The sequence below is a fragment of the Bacillus yunxiaonensis genome, assembly GCF_037104695.1.
Taxonomy (GTDB): domain Bacteria; phylum Bacillota; class Bacilli; order Bacillales; family Bacillaceae_G; genus Bacillus_A; species Bacillus_A yunxiaonensis.
This window is the reverse complement of sequence record NZ_JBAWSV010000002.1, coordinates 185,131-207,426: the sequence shown is the minus strand read 5'-3', so window position 1 is coordinate 207,426 and position 22,296 is coordinate 185,131. Positions and strand designations below refer to the sequence as shown.

General features: G+C 37.4%; 20 protein-coding genes. 18 read left to right on the top strand and 2 right to left on the bottom strand.

Going from position 1 to position 22,296, the window contains the following annotated elements; genetic code table 11:
- Nucleotides 1–2: 2 nt before the first annotated feature.
- The 12 genes from WAX78_RS07090 to spo0A all read left to right on the top strand — a co-directional run bounded on the left by WAX78_RS07090 (nt 3) and on the right by spo0A (nt 13,088).
- Nucleotides 3–395 (top strand): Asp23/Gls24 family envelope stress response protein, encoded by a 393-nt coding sequence (locus tag WAX78_RS07090; protein WP_336481597.1) that lies wholly within the window; start codon nt 3–5, stop codon nt 393–395.
- A gap of 346 nt (nt 396–741) precedes the next feature.
- Nucleotides 742–1,125 (top strand): transcription antitermination factor NusB, encoded by a 384-nt coding sequence (gene nusB, locus WAX78_RS07085; protein ID WP_336481596.1) that lies wholly within the window; start codon nt 742–744, stop codon nt 1,123–1,125.
- Nucleotides 1,126–1,459: 334 nt separating this feature from the next.
- Complete coding sequence (folD, locus tag WAX78_RS07080) at nt 1,460–2,320, top strand: bifunctional methylenetetrahydrofolate dehydrogenase/methenyltetrahydrofolate cyclohydrolase FolD (protein WP_154712123.1); 861 nt, start codon at nt 1,460–1,462, stop codon at nt 2,318–2,320.
- 27 nt (nt 2,321–2,347) lie between these two features.
- The gene (gene xseA, locus WAX78_RS07075; RefSeq protein ID WP_336481594.1) at nt 2,348–3,706 is read left to right on the top strand and encodes an exodeoxyribonuclease VII large subunit; all 1,359 of its coding nucleotides are present in this window, start codon (nt 2,348–2,350) and stop codon (nt 3,704–3,706) included.
- A complete protein-coding gene (locus tag WAX78_RS07070) occupies nt 3,696–3,926 on the top strand; it encodes an exodeoxyribonuclease VII small subunit (RefSeq protein WP_336481593.1) in 231 nt (76 codons plus the stop codon). Before xseA ends, WAX78_RS07070 begins: the two co-directional genes overlap by 11 nt.
- Entirely contained in the window at nt 3,926–4,819 is an 894-nt protein-coding gene (locus tag WAX78_RS07065) for a polyprenyl synthetase family protein (RefSeq protein WP_336481592.1), read from the top strand. Before WAX78_RS07070 ends, WAX78_RS07065 begins: the two co-directional genes overlap by 1 nt.
- Before the next feature lie 263 nt (nt 4,820–5,082).
- The gene (gene dxs / locus WAX78_RS07060) at nt 5,083–6,975 is read left to right on the top strand and encodes a 1-deoxy-D-xylulose-5-phosphate synthase (protein WP_336481591.1); all 1,893 of its coding nucleotides are present in this window, start codon (nt 5,083–5,085) and stop codon (nt 6,973–6,975) included.
- Between the two features lie 3 nt (nt 6,976–6,978).
- A complete protein-coding gene (locus WAX78_RS07055; protein ID WP_336481590.1) occupies nt 6,979–7,818 on the top strand; it encodes a TlyA family RNA methyltransferase in 840 nt (279 codons plus the stop codon).
- A 154-nt stretch (nt 7,819–7,972) separates the two neighbouring features.
- The gene (gene argR, locus WAX78_RS07050; protein WP_336481589.1) at nt 7,973–8,422 is read left to right on the top strand and encodes an arginine repressor ArgR; all 450 of its coding nucleotides are present in this window, start codon (nt 7,973–7,975) and stop codon (nt 8,420–8,422) included.
- 333 nt (nt 8,423–8,755) lie between these two features.
- On the top strand, nt 8,756–10,495 hold the full coding sequence (recN, locus tag WAX78_RS07045; RefSeq protein WP_336481588.1) for a DNA repair protein RecN: 1,740 nt from the start codon (nt 8,756–8,758) through the stop codon (nt 10,493–10,495).
- 119 nt (nt 10,496–10,614) lie between these two features.
- Nucleotides 10,615–11,916, top strand: coding sequence for a SpoIVB peptidase (gene spoIVB, locus WAX78_RS07040; protein WP_336481587.1), 1,302 nt, complete (start codon nt 10,615–10,617; stop codon nt 11,914–11,916).
- Nucleotides 11,917–12,293: 377 nt separating this feature from the next.
- Nucleotides 12,294–13,088, top strand: coding sequence for a sporulation transcription factor Spo0A (spo0A, locus tag WAX78_RS07035; RefSeq protein WP_336481586.1), 795 nt, complete (start codon nt 12,294–12,296; stop codon nt 13,086–13,088).
- 495 nt (nt 13,089–13,583) lie between these two features.
- Here the strand turns inward: spo0A and WAX78_RS07030 are convergent, their stop codons facing one another.
- Nucleotides 13,584–13,742, bottom strand: a complete 159-nt coding sequence (locus WAX78_RS07030; RefSeq protein WP_336481585.1) for a YycC family protein — start codon at nt 13,740–13,742, stop codon at nt 13,584–13,586.
- 143 nt (nt 13,743–13,885) lie between these two features.
- On the opposite strand from WAX78_RS07030, the gene WAX78_RS07025 reads away from it, so the two are divergent.
- Nucleotides 13,886–14,614 carry a glycerophosphodiester phosphodiesterase gene (locus WAX78_RS07025; protein WP_336481584.1) on the top strand — a complete coding sequence of 243 codons (729 nt, stop codon included), beginning with the start codon at nt 13,886–13,888 and terminating at the stop codon, nt 14,612–14,614.
- A gap of 270 nt (nt 14,615–14,884) precedes the next feature.
- Here the strand turns inward: WAX78_RS07025 and WAX78_RS07020 are convergent, their stop codons facing one another.
- A complete protein-coding gene (locus WAX78_RS07020) occupies nt 14,885–15,118 on the bottom strand; it encodes a DUF2627 domain-containing protein (RefSeq protein WP_336481583.1) in 234 nt (77 codons plus the stop codon).
- Nucleotides 15,119–15,255: 137 nt separating this feature from the next.
- Between WAX78_RS07020 and WAX78_RS07015 the strand changes: the two genes are divergently transcribed.
- The 5 genes from WAX78_RS07015 to lpdA all read left to right on the top strand — a co-directional run bounded on the left by WAX78_RS07015 (nt 15,256) and on the right by lpdA (nt 22,249).
- Nucleotides 15,256–17,328 (top strand): sigma 54-interacting transcriptional regulator, encoded by a 2,073-nt coding sequence (locus WAX78_RS07015; protein ID WP_336481582.1) that lies wholly within the window; start codon nt 15,256–15,258, stop codon nt 17,326–17,328.
- 197 nt (nt 17,329–17,525) lie between these two features.
- Nucleotides 17,526–18,425, top strand: a complete 900-nt coding sequence (gene yqiS, locus WAX78_RS07010) for a phosphate butyryltransferase (RefSeq protein ID WP_336481581.1) — start codon at nt 17,526–17,528, stop codon at nt 18,423–18,425.
- A 105-nt stretch (nt 18,426–18,530) separates the two neighbouring features.
- A complete protein-coding gene (locus WAX78_RS07005; protein ID WP_336481580.1) occupies nt 18,531–19,631 on the top strand; it encodes a leucine dehydrogenase in 1,101 nt (366 codons plus the stop codon).
- An 87-nt stretch (nt 19,632–19,718) separates the two neighbouring features.
- A complete protein-coding gene (gene buk, locus WAX78_RS07000; RefSeq protein WP_336481579.1) occupies nt 19,719–20,822 on the top strand; it encodes a butyrate kinase in 1,104 nt (367 codons plus the stop codon).
- A gap of 5 nt (nt 20,823–20,827) precedes the next feature.
- Nucleotides 20,828–22,249 carry a dihydrolipoyl dehydrogenase gene (gene lpdA / locus WAX78_RS06995; RefSeq protein ID WP_336481578.1) on the top strand — a complete coding sequence of 474 codons (1,422 nt, stop codon included), beginning with the start codon at nt 20,828–20,830 and terminating at the stop codon, nt 22,247–22,249.
- Nucleotides 22,250–22,296 lie beyond the last annotated feature (47 nt).

Sequence of the window (22,296 nt, the reverse complement as noted above, 5' to 3'; positions counted from 1 at the left end):
TCATGGCTGATCATATGTTAGACATGGGGCAAGACACAAGCCTTGGTAAAGTAGAAATCGCACCGGAAGTAATTGAAGTAATTGCAGGTATTGCTGCTTCTGAAGTAGAAGGTGTAGCAGCAATGCGTGGTAATTTTGCAACAGATGTTGTTGAGAAGTTAGGAAAGAAAAATCACGGAAAGGGCGTAAAAGTAGAGTTAGCAAACGATGACATTATCGTTGATGTTTATGTATTAATGTACTTTGGTGTAGCAATTCCAGTTGTTGCACAAAACATTCAAGATAATATTCGTCAAGCGCTTCTTACAATGACAGGCCTTGAACCGAAAGAAATAAACGTGCATATCGTTGGTGTAACATTTGAAACACCAAAGACAGAAATTGAGCCAGTGTAATACTAAAAAGGTGCCTCGTTATACAGGCACCTTTTTTATCGTTTTGTATACTTTTGCCTGAATTTCAGAAACATAATATTATTCGGAAAAATGAAAAAATACTTAAGGGTAAATACGTGTTTTTGAAAAAAACGTACATTGTGGTATGATATGGAACTTGAAGTTAATCTTTTTATTATTTTTCCGTTAGGGAACTCGTGTATGAAACGATAAATTGTGGTATTATCATTGTATTATAAGGTTGAAAACTCAGCGGAATTTATAAAGAGTAAGTAATTCGACGGCTTATAAATTATAATAATATAACAAAACATAAGAAAGACTTGAAGTATAAAGGAGAGTTATAATGAAACGTAGGACGGCTAGAGAAAGAGCAATGCAAGCACTCTATCAAATGGATATTACCGGAGAATATAATCCGAAAGCTGCAGTAGAAAATGCACTTGAAGAAGGCGAAAGTACAAATGAATTTTTAGAAACACTTGTCTTCGGGTGTGTAGAGCATAGAGAAGTAATTGATGAGCTTATTCGTCAAAATTTAAAAAAGTGGAAATTAGAGCGCATTAGCATTGTTGATCGTAGTATTTTACGACTTGCTGTGTATGAAATGAAATATATGGAAGATATTCCGCACAGCGTATCTATTAACGAGGCAATCGAAATTGCAAAAGCATATGGAGACGAGGAATCTCGTCGTTTTATTAACGGCGTTTTATCTAGTATAAAGTGAAACTTCCATCTGTGAGGGGATTTTCCCCCACAGATGGAAAGTTCTCACCAATCGGGCGCATGCCAGCAGTTATTCCCCACCTATCTTTGTCGTTTCTTTTTAATCTTAAGGTGGGGATCATACTGCCCAAAAGTAACGGGATACAGTGAAACTTTTATCTGCGGGGAGTTTCATCCCCCCACAGATGATTAGTAAGACTAATTAAGCTTTTATGAGCAGTTAACCCTCACCTATCTTCTTTGAATTTTCAAACCTTTAAGATGGGGGCTCTACTGCTCGTTAGAGCGGGGTAGAAGAAAAATAGCTTTGTAATTTTTTAAGGGGGAATTTTAACATGGTAGCAGTAATCATCAAAGGAAATGAAGTTGCAGAGAAAAAGCGAGCACAGTTAAAAGAGAAAGTTGCAGAACTAAAAGAACAAGGAATTGTACCAGGATTAGCTGTTATTTTAGTTGGGGATGATCCAGCTTCTCATTCGTATGTAAAGGGGAAAGAAAAAGGGTGCGAACAAGTTGGTATTTATTCTGAACTAATTACATTTCCTGATACAATTACACAAGATCGTTTATTAGCAGAAATCGATCGTTTAAATAACGATGATCGTATTCACGGTATTTTAGTGCAATTACCTTTGCCAAATCACATTGAAGAGAAGGCTATCATTGAAAAAATTTCTCCTGAGAAAGATGTGGATGGTTTCCACCCAATTAGTATCGGCCGTATGATGACAGGACAAGATACATTCCTTCCATGTACACCGCACGGTATTTTAGAATTAGTAAAAGAAACGAACCTTGATATTACAGGAAAACACGTTGTTGTTATTGGACGAAGCAATATTGTTGGAAAACCAGTAGGACAACTGTTTTTAAATGAAAATGCGACAGTTACTTATTGTCATTCAAAAACAGCGAATATAAAAGAATTAACAAAGCTAGCTGATATTTTAATTGTTGCAGTTGGCAGAGCAAAAATGGTAACAGCTGACTATGTAAAAGAAGGCGCAGTTGTAATCGATGTCGGAGTAAACCGTTTAGAAACAGGAAAACTTTGCGGTGATGTTGACTTTGATGATGTATTAAACGTTGCAGGCTATATTACCCCAGTACCAAAAGGTGTAGGTCCAATGACGATTACAATGCTACTAGAAAATACAGTACTATCTGCAGAGCGCGCAGGTGTTGTTTGTAAGTAATTACAAAGCGGCTATGAGGAGAGAAAGATGGATAAGCAATATTTAACCGTTACAGCATTAACTCGTTATATGAAAACAAAAATAGAGTATGATCCTCATCTACAGTCTGTTTGGTTAAAAGGAGAAATTTCAAATTTTAAATATCATAGCCGCGGTCATATGTATTTCACATTAAAAGATGAAAATGCAAGAATTGCTGCGGTCATGTTTGCAAGTCACAATCGTAATATGAAATTTAGACCAGAAGACGGGATGACAGTGCTTGTAAAAGGGAAGATCTCTGTTTATGAAGCAAGTGGTTCATACCAAATTTATGTTCATGATATGCAGCCGGATGGAGTAGGGAATCTTCATTTAGCATATGAACAGTTAAAGGCTCGTTTAGAGGAGGAAGGGCTGTTTTCACAAGTATATAAACAACCAATTCCTGCTTATCCAACAACAATCGGTGTTATTACGTCACCAACGGGTGCGGCCATTCGGGATATTATAACGACGATTACACGCCGTTATCCTATTGGAAATGTAATTGTATTTCCAGTTCTTGTACAAGGGGAGTTCGCAGCTCCCTCGATTGTACAGGCTATTGAAAAAGCAAATGAAATGAACGATATGGATGTATTAATTGTTGGGCGCGGCGGAGGTTCAATTGAAGAACTATGGGCGTTTAATGAAGAAACAGTGGCCCGAGCAATCTTTGCGAGTAAAGTTCCGATTATTTCTGCAGTTGGTCATGAAACAGATTTTACAATTGCTGATTTTGTTGCGGATTTAAGAGCGCCAACGCCAACAGCAGCAGCTGAATTGGCAGCTCCTCACATTCTTGAATTAGAAGAAAAAGTGATGCAGCGTACACTTCGGTTAACGCGTGCGATGCGTGAGATGATGAAATATAAGCAGGAACATCTGCAAGCATTACAAAAATCATATGCGTTTCGATATCCAAAACAACTGTATGAGCAAAAGGAAGAACAATTGGATCGTACAATTGATAAGCTGATGCAAACGAAAGAACGTTACATAGAGAAGAAGGCGAATCAGCTTCAGCAGCTGTCTTTTTATTTAGGGAAGCATCATCCTTCGCAAAAAATTGAACAAACAAAGCTTACGGTGGATGCATTGCAAAAACAACTGCAACGCGAAATGCAAACTCTTTTACAAGCGAAAGAATTTGCATTTACGAGAGCAGTAGAGAAGTTAGAAACCTTAAGTCCTCTTAAAGTGATGATGCGAGGCTACGGTCTTGTGTATAACAATAAAAAACAGGTGTTAAAAAGCGTGAAGGAAATTGATCTTGGAGATACGGTTGCAGTACAGCTTCAAGATGGTGTGTTAGAATGTAATGTATGGGGAATAGAGGAGCGTGAACTAGGCGATGGAAAATAAAGTGAGCTTTGAAGAAGCGATTGCAAAGCTTGAGCAAATTGTTTCTAAGCTTGAACAAGGCGATGTTCCGCTTGAAGAAGCAATTTCATATTTTAAAGAAGGTATGGAACTTTCTAAGCTTTGCGATGGAAAATTAAAAGATGTACAAGACCAAATGGCAGTTATACTTGGTGAAGACGGTGAACTTCGTCCTTTTACTGCCCTAGGAGATGAAGCATAATGGCGTATGTAGCTTTTGATGCTTTTATGAAAGAGAGCAAAGCATTTGTTGAAGAACAGCTTGTGCGTTATGCAAATACACTGCAATGTCCGAATGTGCTTCGCGAGGCGATGGCATACTCATTAGCAGCGGGCGGAAAGCGTCTCCGGCCGTTACTTTTATTTGCGACGCTTCAAGCGTTTGGGAAAGATAGAGATTTAGGGATAGGTACAGCCTGTGCACTAGAAATGATTCATACATACTCTTTAATTCATGATGATTTGCCTTGTATGGATGACGATGATTTACGCCGCGGGAAACCGACAAATCATAAAGTATTTGGTGAAGCAATGGCTGTATTAGCCGGTGATGGATTGTTAACATATGCATTCCAAGTTGTAACAGAGCAAGAGCATACAGACGTTACTCCTGAAATTAAGCTACGCATTGCGTTAGAACTTGCAAAGGCAGCAGGACCAGAAGGAATGGTTGGAGGACAAGTTGCAGATATGGAAGCGGAAGGAAAACAGTTAACGCTTCATGAGTTAGAATATATTCATAAGCATAAAACTGGCCGTTTATTAGAATTTGCAGTATTAGCCGGTGCACTATTATCAGGGGCTACAACTGAGCAACAAGAAAAACTACTTACATTTGCGAAATATGTTGGACTTGCTTTTCAAATTCGTGATGATATTCTAGATGTAGAAGGAACAGAAGAAGAAATTGGGAAGCCAGTCGGAAGCGATATGACAAATGAAAAAAGTACATATACAACGTTGTTTACAGTAGAAGAAGCGAAGCAAATTTTAGAAGAGACAATTGCAAAAGCAAAAGAAGCAATTTCTTCTTTACAATTACAAGATGAATATTTGTTAGCAATTTGTGATTTAATTGCAAAGCGTAATCACTAGTATTAAGAACGTTTTCGTTTGTTGAGCCATTCAGGATTTTATGGTATAAATGTAGACAAAGGTTTTTCTTTTCTTGTTATTGGCAAAAATATATGTAGATTACATTGCCGTTATCACTTTGTGTTAGCGGCTCTTTTTTCATCGTATAAAATTAAAGAATATGCTTGATTTTTTTAATACAATTAAGTACAACTATGTTTTATAGGTATTTTGTATAATAGTTGACATGATGACAGATTATGAAACGAAAGTGAGTGATCCTTGTGGATCTGACGCAAATTCAAAATCCTAGTTTTTTGAAGGATATGTCTATAAGTGAATTAGAGGCGTTAAGCGAAGATATTCGAAAGTTTTTAATTGAAGAGCTTTCTCAAACTGGTGGACATATTGCCCCAAACCTAGGTGTAGTAGAACTCACAATTGCTTTGCATAAAGTATTTAATAGTCCAAGGGATAAATTCTTATGGGATGTAGGACATCAATCCTATGTACATAAAATTTTAACAGGGCGTGCAAAGGAGTTTGGTACATTAAGACAATATAAAGGATTATGCGGTTTTCCAAAGCGTTGTGAAAGTGAGCACGATGTATGGGAAACTGGGCATAGTTCTACTTCATTATCTGCCGCAATGGGAATGGCGCTTGCGCGTGATTTAAAGAAAACGAAAGAGTATATTGTTCCAATTATTGGTGATGGTGCGCTAACAGGTGGAATGGCACTGGAAGCGCTAAATCATATTGGACATGAGCAAACAGATATGACGGTTATCTTAAATGATAATGAAATGTCGATTGCCCCGAACGTTGGTGCATTGCATAACGTACTTGGACGTTTACGTACAGCAGGGAAATATCAATGGGTAAAAGATGAATTAGAATACTTATTGAAGAAAATCCCAGCAGTAGGTGGTAAAGTAGCAGCAACAGCAGAAAAAGTAAAAGACAGTTTGAAATATTTACTTGTGTCTGGTGTGTTTTTTGAAGAGTTAGGCTTTACATATTTAGGACCTGTTGATGGTCACGATTATGAAAGTTTATTTGAAAATCTTCAATATGCAAAGAAAACAAAAGGCCCTGTTATTGTCCACGTCATTACGAAAAAAGGAAAAGGCTATAAGCCAGCTGAAAGTGATGTAGTGGGAACTTGGCATGGCACAGGACCGTACAAAATTGAGTCTGGTGATTTCGTAAAACCGAAAGAAGCTGCCCCGGCATGGAGTTCTGTTATTAGTGAGGCTGTTCGTAAATTAGCGAAGAATGATCCGCGTATTGTTGCTGTGACACCAGCGATGCCGGTTGGGTCAAAGCTTGAAAAATTTGCGAAAGAGTTTCCTAATCGCATGTTTGATGTAGGGATTGCTGAGCAGCATGCGGTAACGATGGCGGCTGGTTTAGCGACGCAAGATATGAAGCCGTTTTTAGCGATTTATTCTACGTTTTTACAACGTGCTTACGATCAAGTTGTTCACGATGTGTGTCGTCAAAATTTAAATGTCTTTTTTGGAATTGATCGAGCAGGGTTGGTAGGAGCTGATGGAGAAACGCATCAAGGTATATTTGATATTGCATTTTTACGCCATCTTCCGAATATCGTTCTCATGATGCCAAAAGATGAAAATGAAGGCCAACACATGGTGTATACGGCTATTAATTATAAAAATGGACCAATTGCACTTCGTTATCCACGTGGAAATGGGCTTGGTGTACCTATGGATGAGGAGTTTAAAGAAATTCCAATCGGTACATGGGAAACGCTTCGTGAAGGTTCACAAGCAGCCATTTTAACATTTGGTACGACAATTCCGATGGCAATGGAGGCAGCAGAATGCCTCGAGAAGAAAGGTATTTCTGTAAAGGTTGTAAATGCTCGCTTTATTAAGCCTATGGATGAAGCGTATTTACATGAGCTGCTAGGAAAGAATATGCCGATTTTAACAATTGAAGAGGCGTGTTTAATGGGAGGATTTGGTTCTGGCGTGTTAGAATTTGCTAGTGAGCAGGGGTACCATAATGCATTAATTGAGTGTATGGGTATTCCGGATCATTTCATTGAACATGGCAGTGTACCTAAACTTCTTGAAGAAATTGGCTTAACAACAGATGCAGTTGTTGAACGCATTTGTACAATGATTCCATTAAAACAAAAAAGGGCGTAACAAATGAGCGGAAAAAAAGAAAGAGTAGATGTACTATTAGTAGAACGCGGACTTATAGAAACAAGAGAAAAAGCAAAGCGGGCTGTTATGGCTGGTCTTGTATATGCTAATGAAATGCGTTTAGATAAACCTGGTGAAAAAATACCGCAAGATATAGAGCTTACAGTAAAAGGCCAAGTGATGCGGTATGTAAGCCGTGGTGGATACAAACTAGAGAAGGCATTAGAGACGTTTCGAATAGATTTGCAAGACAAAATTATGTTAGATATTGGTTCTTCAACTGGTGGATTTACCGATTGTGCTTTGCAAAACGGAGCGAAATTATCATATGCGTTAGATGTAGGTTATAATCAGCTTGCATGGAAAATGCGTCAGGACGAGCGCGTTGTGGTAATGGAACGGACGAATTTCCGTTATGTAACACCTGCTGATCTGCAGCAAGGGTTACCGCAATTTGCGAGTATTGATGTATCATTTATATCTTTAAAATTAATTTTACCTGTATTGAAAACAATGTTAACTCCTGGTGGTGACGTTGCAGCGCTTATTAAGCCGCAATTTGAAGCTGGGCGAGAGCAAGTGGGGAAAAAGGGAATTGTTCGCGACCGTAAAGTGCATGAAGCGGTTATAGAAATGATTGTCGATTTTGCATTAAATGAGGGTTATGATGTTCAAAATTTAACGTTCTCCCCAATTACAGGCGGAGATGGGAATATTGAATTTTTAATTCATTTAAAATGGCATGGTGATCGTGCGCAAGGGGAAAATCATTCTCCTATTCGAGTAGAGGAAGTTGTAACAGAAGCTCACGAAGCCCTGAAGAAAAAAGGGAAAGAGGAATAACAATTGTTGTTCCTTTTTTTATCATATAGAAAGTTAGAGTTGTAAACACAATTGTAAAAACAATTGTGTACAAGTAACCGGTTATACGTTAACATAAATAAGAGAAGTATACCAATGTTAAACTAAGGTAAGAGATAGTGCGAGGTGCAAAAAGATGAATAAAGGGCAGCGCCATATTAAGATCCGAGAAATTATTGCGAGTAAAGAAATTGAAACACAAGATGAACTAGTAGATATTTTGCGTAATGAAGGTTTTAATGTAACGCAAGCGACAGTATCACGAGACATTAAGGAATTACATTTAGTAAAGGTACCACTTCATGACGGAAGGTATAAATATAGTTTACCAGCCGATCAACGATTTAATCCGCTTCAAAAATTAAAACGCAATCTTATCGATTCGTTTGTTAAATTAGACTCAGCTGGTCATATGCTTGTGTTAAAGACATTGCCAGGTAACGCACATGCTCTTGGTGCGCTTATTGATCATTTAGAATGGGATGAAATTATTGGCACAATTTGCGGTGATGATACGTGTTTAATTATTTGCCGTACATCTGAAGATACAGGAGTTGTATCGAATCGTTTTTTAAATATGCTGTAACAAAAAGAATCTTGTTTGCTTTATTGCTCAGAAGAGTGAAAAGTAAGCAAGATATTTTTGTTATGAAGAAATATAAAGTGAAATTTCCATCAGTGGGGGAGGCTTATTGCCCGCGAATAGCGGGATAAAAATCCAAAATAGCACGTGAAAATATACATCTCCATATCAAAATATCATTATTGTTACATTGACCATAAAAACGAATGTTTGGTACAATGAAGCAGGTTACATGACATATTCTTCATCAAGAAGAGAATCAACAGAAGAATGTATGTGAGAATAGTTTAAGCCTCCAGTGCGGAGTGTGAATTAGATAACGAGGTGAATGAGGCATTGTTATCAGAATTATCGATTAGAAACTTTGCTATTATTGAATCATTAAATATTTCTTTTCAAAAAGGGCTGACTGTTTTAAGTGGTGAAACGGGTGCAGGGAAATCCATTATTATTGATGCGATTAGTCTTCTTGTTGGAGGACGGGGTTCTGCGGAATTTGTTCGCTATGGGACAGAGAAAGCTGAAATTGAAGGGTTATTTTATATTGAGGATGAAAATCATCCTTGCGTTATGAAAGCAGAAGAACTTGATATTGAAATTGAAGATGGCATGATGATTTTAAAACGAGATATTTCTGTGAACGGGAAAAGTGTATGCCGCGTAAACGGAAAGTTGGTTACATTAAGTGTATTAAAGGAAATTGGGAAAACGCTTGTTGATATTCATGGGCAACATGAAACGCAAGATTTGATGAATGAAGACCGTCATTTATTTATGCTTGATCATTTTGATGGGGACCATATCTTAGTTCAGTTAGAAAAGTATCAAAATGTTTATAGAGAATACGAGCAATTAAAAAAACAATTGCTCTCTTTAACAGAGAACGAGCAACAAATGGCGCATCGTTTAGATTTGATTCAATTTCAACATGAAGAGATTCGGAATGCAGACTTGAAAATAGATGAAGAACAAAACTTATTAGAAGAACGATTGAAGATTTCGAACTTCGAAAAGATTTATAAGGCGCTGGGTGATTCGTATCGTTCTTTAACTGAAGACCGTTCTGGTTTAGATCATGTTCGAAATGCAATGAATCAAATGGAGAGCATTACGGATTTGGATATAGCATATCAAGAAAACTATGATGCAATTGCAAATAGTTATTATTTATTGGAAGAGGTCGCTTATCAGCTACGTGAAAAGTTAGATATGATGGAGTATGATCCTAATCGTTTAGATGAAATTGAAACACGTTTAAATGAAATTCGTATGTTAAAACGTAAATATGGAAATACTGTAGAAGAGATTTTAGCGTATGCAGATGAGATTGAACAAGAAATATTTACCATTGAAAATAAAGATGTACACATTGAAACGACAAGAAAGAAATTAAAAGAAGTAGAACAGCTTATATTAAAAGAAGCGAAATCCTTAAGTGATATGCGCCACAATCTTGCGAACCGATTAACAACGGCAATTCATCAAGAGTTAAAAGAGCTGTACATGGAAAAAACAAAATTCGAAGTAATGATAAAGAAAAAAGAAGGGACAATTGACGATCCTCTTGTCGAAGGAGCTCCTGTAAAAATGACCCAAGATGGGTATGACCGTGTGGAATTTTATATTTCTACAAATCCAGGAGAACCGCTAAAGCCGCTTTCTAAAGTAGCTTCAGGAGGAGAATTATCCCGTATTATATTAGCGTTAAAGAGTATTTTCTCTAAACATCAAGGTGTTGCTTCTGTCATTTTTGATGAGGTAGACACCGGGGTAAGTGGGCGTGTTGCGCAGGCAATTGCTGAAAAGATTTATCGTGTTTCTGTCAATTCACAAGTGCTATGTATTACGCATTTACCGCAAGTTGCGTCTATGGCAGATTCTCATTTGTTTATTCGTAAACAAATTGTCAATGAGCGAACAGTTACATCTGTTACTGTACTGAATCAGGACGAAAAAGTAACAGAAATTGCTCGTATGATCTCTGGTGTGGAAATTACTGATTTAACAACAGAGCATGCAAGAGAGTTGCTCTCGCAAGCGCATCGTTTTAAACAAGCAGCAGAGGCTATCCAATAATGGATAGCTTTTTTGGTAACAACAATGATTTCTTAATTCTTCCGGTTATAAAGAAAGGGTAGCAAGGAGAGATTAAAAAGTGAAGCCGCATGGCTGAATGTGGGTTAGGAGCGAGGAGAGTGAAAAGATTGAAATTAGAGCAATTTCGAAAAATCATAGGAATCTGTCTCCTTGTTTCACTTGTTTTTATTGGGTGTTATAAACCGTTCCGTGAGTTTATTTCACTTCCAAAGCAACTTGTTATGTTTCAAAGTCAAGATTCACAAGTATCTTCTTTACCTGTATTTCAAACAAAATCAACAGATGAAACGATTTTTACAATTGCTTCTCAACATGCTGGTGAAAAAACAATTGCAGTAAATCCCCATCAAGACGGAGAAGCTGATATGGTTTATGAGCTTGCAGGATTGCCGGTGAAAAAAGTAAATGTAAAAGTACTAAAAGATTTTAAGGTAGTTCCAGGCGGGCAATCAATAGGAGTAAAGTTAAATGCAAAAGGGGTACTTGTTGTAGGGCATCATTTAATCCAAACAGAAAAAGGAAAAGTATCTCCGGGTGAACTTGCAGGTGTACAAGTAGGGGATATGATTACTGAAATAAATGGTAAGACAATTGAAAGAATGAGTGACATTGCACCATTTATTCATGATAGCGGGAAAACAGGAGAATCGCTTAATCTTGTTTTATTGCGAGATGGAAAATATATTCGAACAAAATTAACGCCACAAAAAGATGGAGGAGAACAGTCGTATCGAATTGGATTGTATATTCGTGACTCAGCTGCGGGCATTGGAACGATGACATTTATTCATCCAGAGTCAATGAAGTACGGTGCACTTGGTCATGTTATTTCTGACAATGATACGAAGAAGCCAATTCAAGTTGAAGATGGGCAAATTGTCCGTTCGACGGTAACATCCATTGAACGTGGTAGTAATGGTGATCCGGGGGAAAAACTAGCAAGATTTTCACCAGATCATGAAATTATTGGTAATATCACAACAAATAGTCCATTTGGTATTTTTGGTAAATTAAATACAGGAATGAAAAATGGAATTATGGATGAAGCAATTCCGATTGCTCTTTCGTATCAAGTAAAAGAAGGACCTGCAAAAATTTTGACAGTTATTGACCAAGATAAAGTGGAAGCGTTCGATATAGAAATCGTAAGTACAGTTCCGCAAAAATTCCCTGCAACAAAAGGAATGGTTGTTAAGATTACAGATAAACGTCTATTAGAAAAAACAGGTGGAATTGTACAAGGAATGAGTGGTAGTCCTATTATACAAGATGGGAAATTAGTTGGAGCTGTAACACACGTATTTGTCAATGATCCAACATCTGGCTATGGTGTTCATATTGAGTGGATGCTACATGAAGCGGGTATTAATATTTATACCGATCAGAAAAAAGCAAGCTGAATAAGTTCAGCTTGCTTTTTTTCGATCTATTCCGCTATTCGCGGGCAGTAAGAGCCTGATTGGCTCAACTAACCTTTCGTGAAAAAAAGCGTTCATGAAAGGAAGTTTCATTTTATAAAGTCGTTGAAAATTTACAAAAGTTTCGCAATGGTTGTGTTTTGTTGTAAAATAAAAGTAGAGTATGTATATTCGGTTGTAATCATATGATGGAATATGTAAAAGAAAACTAAGAAATGAACGATAAAGATGTTTTTTTGTGATTTTTTCGGAATTTAAGAAAGTTTTAAAGGGGATTTTCACATAATTGTCGAACAATTCATGTAGTCTAGAAGCTAATACTTTATGTCGGGAGAAATCATTAGTAGGGAGGAAAAGTTGTGGAGAAAATTAAAGTGTGTCTCGTGGATGATAATAAAGAACTTGTATCTATGTTAGAAAGTTATGTTGCCGCTCAAGATGATATGGAAGTGATTGGTGTAGCTTACAATGGTCAAGAGTGCTTAAATTTATTAAAAGAGAGACAACCGGATGTACTCGTTCTCGATATTATTATGCCACATTTAGATGGACTTGCAGTGCTAGAAAAAATGCGTCATATTGACCGTTTCAAACAGCCAAATGTTATTATGCTAACAGCGTTTGGACAAGAGGATGTGACAAAAAAGGCTGTTGATTTAGGTGCATCATATTTTATTTTGAAACCATTTGATATGGAAAACTTAACTAGTCATATTCGTCAAGTGAGTGGAAAATCAAGCGCTATAATTAAACGTCCACTGCCAGCTTTTCGTTCTGCCACAACGTCTGATGGGAAGCCGAAAAATTTAGATGCAAGCATTACGAGTATCATTCATGAAATTGGTGTACCAGCTCATATTAAAGGGTATATGTATTTGCGAGAAGCAATTTCTATGGTATATAACGATATTGAATTGCTTGGTTCAATTACGAAAGTGCTATATCCAGATATCGCAAAGAAATACAATACAACAGCAAGTCGTGTAGAACGTGCAATTCGTCATGCGATTGAAGTTGCATGGAGCCGAGGTAATATTGAATCCATCTCTTCTTTATTTGGTTATACGGTATCTATGTCAAAAGCGAAGCCTACGAACAGTGAGTTCATCGCGATGGTGGCAGATAAGTTGAGATTGGAACATAAGGCTTCGTAAAGATTGATATTATAAGTTTTTTAATGTTTAGCGGTAATGTAAAGTTACTGAAAAACTTCTTTTTGTACTAATAAATAACGTTAATTTTTAATAAGAGCCGTCTTTTATTGGTTTGTGAAAATACAAATTAATGGAAGGCGGTTTTTATTTTTGATGAATGTAACATTATCGCCTGGAAAATCCTGAAAATTAAATATATAGTTGGAAACCTTTTGTTTAATAAATGTATCTCAAGTTGTGTCTAAAAAGATTGGTCGCTACAATAGATGGATGCGAAAGATGAGCATAAGTTACTTGTTAACGAATAAGTCATTCATATATAAAGTGAACCTTCTATCAATGGGCATTTTTGTTATTTCAGTGGTGCTATCGGAGGTTTTCTTTTGAGTTGATAGAATACTTAAGTGTTACATGTCATTTTGGCAATAAAGGAGAGATAAGATGTGTTAGTGGACTGGAATCTTATAAGAAAAGTCCTGTACACAACAGGACTGTCTATTCTTTATCTTGATTTTGATTTTGATTTTGTTTTTCTAATTCAACAAGTTTTTGGATTAAAATATGCTGAGGCATATGCATAAGCTGTTCAAGTGGAACACCGAGAGCTTTAGATAACTTAATAGCTGTTTCTGGTGAAAGTTGTAATGGTTTCATAAAAGTACCTCCTTTTTGTATAGTATAACATAAAGTGGAGCACCCATCGGTGGGAGACTTGCTGATGGCAGCAACTCGTAAGGTTAGTAACTTGTAATGATTTCTTGCTAGCCGATAGAGCGGATAAGATTTGAGGTGATAAGATGACGCTTATTTTTGGGCATCGCGGGGCTGCGGGAACATATCCGGAAAATACAATGGTTTCTTTTCAAGCGGCGGAGCAGTTCGGAGCCGATGGAATTGAATTGGATGTTCAGTTCACAAAAGATAGCAAAATTGTTGTCATTCATGATGAAACAGTAAATCGAACGACGAATGGAAAAGGAACAGTTCGGAGTTATTTATATAAAGATTTGCGTGCATTGGATGCCAGTTATACATTTTATAATAAGGTTGGTGTGTGCCGCATTCCTTTATTAGAAGAGGTGTTAGAATGGCTAGAAACAAACAATCTTTTTCTTAATATTGAATTAAAGAATAATAAGGTGCCGTATCGAGGTTTAGAAGAAGAGGTGATTACACTTATTCGGAAATATCGTATGGAGGAGCGAATTATTCTATCTTCTTTTAATCATCATAGTATGAAAAAGTGTCATATGATGGCTCCTGATATTGAAACAGCGATTTTATATAAAGAAGGGTTGCATAGTCCTTGGGCTTATGCGAAAAAGATGGGCGCCAGTGCCATTCATCCGAACTATCGTTATATTTCGGATGGGATTATAGAATTAACAATGATAAATGGTGTAGCGGTGCGTCCGTATACGATTAATGATGAAGAAGTGATGAAAAAGTTTTTGGAGATGAATGTGACCGCTATTATTACAGACTTTCCAGAGCTTGCAAAAAGGCTATTGCAAGGTGAAAAATGAGACCTTTCTTCAGAGAAGGTCTCATTTTTGTGTGAACGTTTGATATTGTGGAGTGTTTCAAGTTGAAGAATTCTATCTCGCTATTTGCGAGTAGTAAGAGTCCGCTGATGGAAGGTTCACTTTATCCTGCTATTCGCGGGCGGTAAGACCCCACCCCCACCTCAAGATGGAGAGAAGCGAAGAAGATAGGTGTGGGCTAACTGTCCGTAAAAGCCCGATTGGTTCAACTAACCATTCGAAGGAAAAGCACCTTCGAATGGAAGGTTCACTTTATCTTCGAAATCGAGCTTGTACTTTATTTCGTTTTCGATCACGATATAAAACGAAGCCGCCAAAAATATAAAAACCAATCGCAAAACAGAGTGCGCCAACTAAAAACTGCAACCATAATGTAGGGATTGGAGAGAAAAGAATGCCGAAAACAGTATCTCTCATTAGTTTAATGCCTACCACAGCTAGTGAAATGGGAATAACTGCTAAAAGAAGGGCAAGATAACGCTGCATGAAAAAACTCCTTTTCAGACAATTTAGTATATACAAAATGATGTTATAATTTGTGTTCGTTTGTCAAGAGGTTTCAGAAGAAGTAAGATAGAAGTGTGAAAAATTTTGCAGACTTGCTGCGGAAGGAGTGATGACATATGAGACAAAGAGCATTAATTATTGGAGCTGGGGCTGGGGGCAGTGCGATTCTGGGCTTGCTGCAAAAATCGAATATATTTGAAGTGGTTGCAATTGTCGATATTGATGAAAAGGCAAAAGGTATACAACTTGCAAAGAGTCTTTATATTTCTACAGGAAGTGACTGGGAAGCGTTTATAAGAGAGGATATTGATGTCATCTTTGATATGACAGGTGATTACAGTGTGTATGAAAAGGTTTTGGTGAAGAAACAAGAAGATGCACTGCTTGTTCCGGGTGATGTTGCGAATATAGTTGTCAAGCTTGCGCATGAAAAAGAAATGTTGATTGGGCGGTTGAAAGAACAAACACAGCAGCGGGATCTTATTTTAAATTCAACGCACGACGGTATGATTGTTGTTGATAAAGATGGGAATGTACTATTATTCAATAAAAGTGCGGAACGAATGATAGGGTATAAAAGCCGAGATGTTGTTAATAAGTACATTTTAGAAGTAATTCCAACAAGTAAGTTACTTCGTATTATTCGTACGAAACAAATTGAGATTAATCAAGAATTAACATTACATAACGGGAAAAAAATTATTTCAACGCGCATTCCAATTTTAAATGAAGTTGGGGAAGTGCAAGGAGCGTTTGCAGTTTTTAAAGATATTACCGAGATTGTAAATTTAGCTGAAGAAGTGACGAATTTAAAAGAAATTCAAATGTTGCTAGAAGCGATTATTCATTCATCTGAAGAAGCGATTTCCGTTGTTGATGAACAAGGAAGAGGACTTGTAATTAACCCAGCTTATACAAAATTAACAGGTCTTTCTGAAGAAGATATTATTGGTAAGCCAGCGACAACGGACATTGTAGAAGGGGAAAGTATGCATATGAAAGTGCTTCGGACACGCAGAGCAGTGCGTGGCATTCATATGAAGATTGGTCAAAAAAAGAGAGATGTTATTGTAAATGTAGCCCCGGTTATTGTTGATGGAATTTTAAAGGGAAGCGTTGGCGTCATTCGTGATGTATCTGAAATTCAAAAATTAACAAATGAATTAAATAGGGCGAGACAAATTATTCGTACGTTGGAGGCGAAATATTCATTTGATGATATTGTTGGAACGTCAGAAGGGATTGTAGCGGCAATTGAACAGGCGAAACTAGGAGCGAATACACCAGCGACGGTACTCCTGCGCGGAGAGTCAGGAACTGGAAAAGAATTATTTGCGCATGCCATTCATAATGGCAGCAATCGGAAGTACAATAAGTTTGTTCGGGTAAATTGTGCAGCCATTTCCGAATCGTTATTGGAAAGTGAACTATTTGGTTACGAAGAAGGTGCATTTTCCGGTGCGCGACGCGGAGGGAAGCGTGGTTTTTTTGAGGAAGCAAATAATGGAAGTATTTTCTTAGATGAAATAGGAGAGTTGTCTGCGAATACACAGGCGAAATTACTTCGTGTTTTGCAAGAGAAAGAAATCGTCAGGGTCGGAGGTACGAAGCCGATTCCTATTAATGTTCGAGTCATTGCTGCAACGCATGTGAACTTAGAAAAAGCAATTTTAGATGGTGACTTTCGGGAAGATTTATATTATCGCTTAAATAAAATTCCGATTCATATCCCGTCGCTTGGTCAGCGTAAAGAAGACATTGCTGAAATTGCCGATCGATTAATTCAAAAAATTAATCAAGATTATGGACGCAATGTCGAAGGGCTGACAGAATCAGCCGTACAGTATTTGCAATCGTATGACTGGCCTGGGAATGTTCGTGAGCTTGAAAATATTTTAGGACGAGCGATTATTTTTATGAATTATAATGAAATGTATATTGATGTACATCATTTACCTTCGCTGCATCAAGAGGATCAATCTGAACTTAAAGGGAGTAAATTACTTCCCGAATTAGAAGAAAAGCCTCTTGAAGATTTAGTAGCTGAATTTGAAGGGAATATTATTCATGAATATTTATCTAGATTTGATGGGAATAAAACAAAAACAGCTCAAGCATTAGGGGTTTCGGTTCGGAATTTATACTATAAGCTAGAAAAATACGAACGTGCAAAAAATAGCATGCAATAAATTTCATACCGTGCAATAAATTGCACGGTAAATACGATGCGACAAAATTAGACGGAATTTTTTGTTTAGTTACAAAATGTTGATTTTTCTACGTTTTGAATGCGTTTTCAAAAATATTTGAATGGAATTTAAAAGTTGGCACGGTATTTGCTTTAATATATAAGCGAGGGACGACGAGGAAGGGTTGATTACAAAATATGAAGTTACAAACTTTAATTGATCAGGCAGCAGAGCAGCCGAAAAAAACAGTTGCTGTTGCAGTAGCTGAAGATCATGAAGTAATTGAAGCAGTTGTAAAGGCTGTTCAATTACAGTTAGCTCAATTTCGTCTATATGGAAATCAAGAAACGATTATGAATATGTTACAGGAGCATGGAATACAGCCTTCAGAACATATTGAAGTAATCTCCGCTACATCTAATGTAGAAGCTGCTGAATTAGCAGTAAAAGCTGTAAGAAGCGGAGAAGCAGATGTACTTATGAAGGGAAATATTCCAACCGCTAGCATTTTGAAAGCAGTATTAAATAAAGAATGGGGTCTTCGTAAAGGCGGTGTGTTATCACACGTTGCAGCTTTTGAAGTACCAAATTACGATCGCTTTATCATCATAACAGATGCAGCGATGAATATTGCTCCAGATGTGCAGCAAAAAGCGGCAATTGCACAAAATGCAGTTGAAGTTGCCCGGGCAATAGGAGTAGAGGTACCAAAAGTAGCTCCAATCGCTGCTGTGGAAGTTGTAAATCCAGCAATGCAAGCAACGATTGATGCGGCAATGTTAACGCAAATGAATCGTCGAGGACAAATTAAAAATTGTATCATTGATGGACCACTTGCTTTAGATATTGCTGTTTCACAAATTGCAGCAGAGCATAAAGGAATTCAAAGTGATGTAGCTGGTAAAGCAGATATTTTACTCGTCCCAACAATTGAAGCTGGAAATGTATTATATAAATCGCTTGTATACTTTGCAAATGCAAAAGTAGGAGCGATTATCGCCGGAGCAAAAGCACCGATTGTGTTAACATCTCGCGCAGATTCAGCAGAAACAAAAGTGTATTCATTAGCATTGGCAGTTGCGACTGCTTCTAAATAAACTTTCTTGCAGTACATGTTTTATTTTTATTAATGATTGAGGAAATGAGTCCAGTATAATGGGCTAAATCAAAAAAATGTTAAACATATCAAGGGGGAAATTACAATGGCATTCGAAATTTTCAAATACTTAGAAACTTATGATTATGAGCAAGTAGTATTCTGTCAAGATAAAGAATCAGGATTAAAAGCAATCATTGCAATTCATGATACAACTCTTGGACCAGCTCTTGGCGGAACAAGAATGTGGACATACGATTCTGAAGAAGCGGCAATTGAAGATGCTCTTCGTCTTGCAAAAGGAATGACATATAAAAACGCAGCAGCTGGTTTAAACTTAGGCGGTGCAAAAACAGTTATTATCGGCGATCCACGTAAAGATAAGAGCGAAGCAATGTTCCGTGCATTAGGCCGTTACATTCAAGGGTTAAATGGCCGTTACATCACAGCAGAAGATGTTGGTACAACTGTAGATGATATGGATATTATTCATGAAGAAACAGATTTCGTAACAGGTATTTCACCTTCATTCGGTTCTTCTGGTAACCCATCTCCAGTAACTGCTTACGGCGTATACGTTGGTATGAAAGCAGCTGCAAAAGAAGCGTTCGGTACAGATAACTTAGAAGGTAAAGTAATTGCTGTTCAAGGTGTAGGAAATGTAGCTTATCACCTATGTAAGCATCTACATGCAGAAGGTGCAAAATTAATCGTTACAGATATTAATAAAGAAGCTGTACAACGTGCTGTAGAAGAATTTGGTGCAACTGCTGTTGAACCAAACGAAATTTACGGTGTAGAATGTGATATCTATGCACCATGTGCATTAGGAGCAACAGTAAATGATGAAACAATTCCACAATTAAAAGCGAAAGTAATTGCTGGTTCTGCAAATAACCAATTAAAAGAAGATCGTCATGGTGATATCGTTCATGAAATGGGTATCGTATATGCACCAGACTATGTAATTAACGCAGGCGGCGTAATTAACGTAGCGGATGAGTTATACGGATACAATAGAGAGCGTGCATTAAAACGCGTAGAAGCAATTTATGACACAATTGCAAAAGTAATCGAAATTTCAAAACGTGATGGCGTGCCAACATATGTAGCGGCAGATCGTCTTGCTGAAGAGCGTATCGCAAGCTTAAAAAATACACGCAGCACATTTTTAAGTAACGGTCATAACATTTTAAGCCGTCGCTAATTAATAGAAAAAGTAAATGTGAAAGCAGTGGCGGCTTCATTTAGAAGTTGCTACTGTCTTTCTAAATAAATGGTGGAGGGAGCAGCCTTGTCCGTGAATCGAATTCTTGTCATTAATCCTGGTAGTACATCTACGAAGATTGGTGTTTTTGATAATGAAAGACCTGTTTTAGAAGAAACAATTCGTCATGACGAAGAACAGATTGGGAAATATAAGCGTATTATTGATCAATATGAATTTCGCAAGCAAACTATTTTAGAGGTGCTTCATTCCCATGGTATTAATATTTCTAAGTTAAATGCTGTATGCGGGCGCGGAGGATTACTTCGCCCGATTGAAGGTGGTACGTATACAGTAAACGAAGCTATGCTAGAAGATTTAAAAAATGGTTATAGTGGTCATCATGCTTCCAATTTGGGAGGTATTTTAGCATATGAAATCGCTTCTGGACTTAACATTCCAGCGTTCATTGTTGATCCAGTAGTTGTAGATGAAATGGATGATATTGCCCGTATTAGCGGAATAGCTGGCATGGAGCGAAGAAGTATTTTTCATGCGCTAAACCAAAAAGCAGTAGCTCGTAAAGTTGCGAAAGAACTTGATCGTAAATATGAAGATTTAAACTTACTAATTGCACATATGGGCGGCGGTATTTCAGTTGGTGCTCATAAAAAAGGAAAAGTTATTGATGTAAATAACGGTTTAAATGGAGAAGGACCATTCAGCCCAGAACGTGCAGGAACAGTTCCGGTAGGTCAGCTTGTAGAAATGTGCTTCTCTGGTGACTATTATCGTGATGAAATGATGAAAAAAATCGTTGGACAAGGAGGCTTAGTAAGCTTACTTGGAACAAATGATGCAATTAAAGTAGAAAAGATGGTAGAACAAGGTGATCCAGAAGCAACACTTGTTTATACGGCAATGGCATATCAAGTTGCAAAAGAAATTGGCGGAGCAAGTGCAGTTCTTCGTGGGAAATTAGATGCAATTGTTTTAACTGGTGGACTTGCATATAGCAAAATCCTTGTTGATGAAATTAAAGAGCGCGTTCATTGGATTGCAGATGTCATTGTACATCCAGGAGAAGATGAACTACAAGCATTAGCAGAAGGTGCGCTTCGTGTACTTCGTGAAGAAGAAGCTCCAAAAGAGTATGTTGTAAGGGAAAAAGAAACCGTAGTTAGGGGTTGAAAAATATGGCAACAGAGTACGATTTAGTTATTGTTGGCGGCGGTACAGGCGGATATGTTGCTGCTATTCGTGCATCACAATTAGGACTAAAAACAGCGCTTGTTGAAAAAGAGAACCTTGGTGGCACATGTTTACACAAAGGTTGTATCCCAAGTAAAGCGTTGCTTCGTAGTGCGGAAGTATACGCAACAGCGAAAAAAGGGGAAGAATTTGGTGTTGTTACAAGCGATGTTTCATTAAACTTTGCAAAAGTACAAGAACGTAAAGAAAAAATCGTTAGCCAACTTCATAAAGGTGTTCAGCATTTAATGAAGCAAGGGAAAATCGATGTGTATGAAGGAATTGGTCGTATTCTTGGCCCATCTATTTTCTCACCGATGCCGGGAACGATTTCTGTTGAATTAGCAAGTGGTGAAGAGAATGAAATGCTTATTCCGAAAAACGTAATAGTTGCAACAGGATCACGTCCAAATTCTTTACCAGGACTTGAACTTGATGGTGAATATGTTATGTCATCTGATCACGCCTTGAAAATGGAAGCGCTTCCTGAATCTGTCATTATTGTTGGCGGCGGTGTAATCGGTATTGAGTGGGCATCTATGCTTGCTGATTTCGGTGTGGAAGTAACTGTACTTGAATATGCAAAACATGTTCTTCCGCTTGAAGATCAAGATGTTTCTAAAGAAATGCAACGTTTGCTTAAGAAAAAGGGCATTAAAATTGTAACTGGTGCCAAAGTATTACCAGAAACTTTAGTAAAAGATAATGGTGTTACAATTCAAGCAGAACTTAACGGTGAAAATAAAGAATTTAAAGCTGAAAAAATGCTTGTATCTGTTGGAAGACAAGCAAACACACAAAATATCGGCTTAGAAAATACAGATATTGTTGTTGAAAAAGGTTATATTCAAACAAATGAATATTATCAAACAAAAGAATCACATATCTATGCGATTGGTGATGTAATTGGCGGCTTGCAACTTGCACACGTTGCTTCTCATGAAGGAATTGTAGCGGTTGAACATATTGCTGGAAAAGAGCCGATGCCAATTGATTACTCTATGGTATCTAAATGTGTATATAGTAGCCCGGAGGTTGCTTCTGTCGGTCTAACAGAACAAGAAGCAAAAGAAAAAGGCTATAAATTAAAAGTAGGTAAATTTTCATTCCGTGCAATCGGAAAAGCGCTTGTGTACGGAGAGTCTGATGGTTTTGTGAAACTTGTTGTTGATGAAGAAACAAATGATATTCTTGGTGTTCATATGATTGGACCACACGTAACAGATATGATCTCAGAAGCAGGTCTTGCAAGAGTATTAGATGCAACGCCTTGGGAAGTTGCACATACAATTCATCCGCATCCATCATTATCAGAAGCAATTGGTGAAGCTGCGTTAGCAGTTGATGGAAAAGCGTTACACGGATAAAAGTGAACCATTGGGAATGGATAGTGTATCGTTCTTGCTTTATAATA

What these genes read in the sequence shown, in the direction of transcription:
- WAX78_RS07005 (WP_336481580.1), top strand. Translation starts at nt 18,531, where the DNA reads ATGGCATTCGAAATTTTCAAATACTTAGAAACTTATGATTATGAGCAA.
- yqiS (WP_336481581.1), top strand. Translation starts at nt 17,526, where the DNA reads ATGAAGTTACAAACTTTAATTGATCAGGCAGCAGAGCAGCCGAAAAAA.
- folD (WP_154712123.1), top strand. Translation starts at nt 1,460, where the DNA reads ATGGTAGCAGTAATCATCAAAGGAAATGAAGTTGCAGAGAAAAAGCGA.
- WAX78_RS07015 (WP_336481582.1), top strand. Translation starts at nt 15,256, where the DNA reads ATGAGACAAAGAGCATTAATTATTGGAGCTGGGGCTGGGGGCAGTGCG.
- WAX78_RS07055 (WP_336481590.1), top strand. Translation starts at nt 6,979, where the DNA reads ATGAGCGGAAAAAAAGAAAGAGTAGATGTACTATTAGTAGAACGCGGA.
- nusB (WP_336481596.1), top strand. Translation starts at nt 742, where the DNA reads ATGAAACGTAGGACGGCTAGAGAAAGAGCAATGCAAGCACTCTATCAA.
- WAX78_RS07030 (WP_336481585.1), bottom strand. Translation starts at nt 13,742, where the DNA reads ATGAAACCATTACAACTTTCACCAGAAACAGCTATTAAGTTATCTAAA.
- WAX78_RS07065 (WP_336481592.1), top strand. Translation starts at nt 3,926, where the DNA reads ATGGCGTATGTAGCTTTTGATGCTTTTATGAAAGAGAGCAAAGCATTT.
- WAX78_RS07025 (WP_336481584.1), top strand. Translation starts at nt 13,886, where the DNA reads ATGACGCTTATTTTTGGGCATCGCGGGGCTGCGGGAACATATCCGGAA.
- WAX78_RS07090 (WP_336481597.1), top strand. Translation starts at nt 3, where the DNA reads ATGGCTGATCATATGTTAGACATGGGGCAAGACACAAGCCTTGGTAAA.
- lpdA (WP_336481578.1), top strand. Translation starts at nt 20,828, where the DNA reads ATGGCAACAGAGTACGATTTAGTTATTGTTGGCGGCGGTACAGGCGGA.
- WAX78_RS07070 (WP_336481593.1), top strand. Translation starts at nt 3,696, where the DNA reads ATGGAAAATAAAGTGAGCTTTGAAGAAGCGATTGCAAAGCTTGAGCAA.
- xseA (WP_336481594.1), top strand. Translation starts at nt 2,348, where the DNA reads ATGGATAAGCAATATTTAACCGTTACAGCATTAACTCGTTATATGAAA.
- WAX78_RS07020 (WP_336481583.1), bottom strand. Translation starts at nt 15,118, where the DNA reads ATGCAGCGTTATCTTGCCCTTCTTTTAGCAGTTATTCCCATTTCACTA.
- argR (WP_336481589.1), top strand. Translation starts at nt 7,973, where the DNA reads ATGAATAAAGGGCAGCGCCATATTAAGATCCGAGAAATTATTGCGAGT.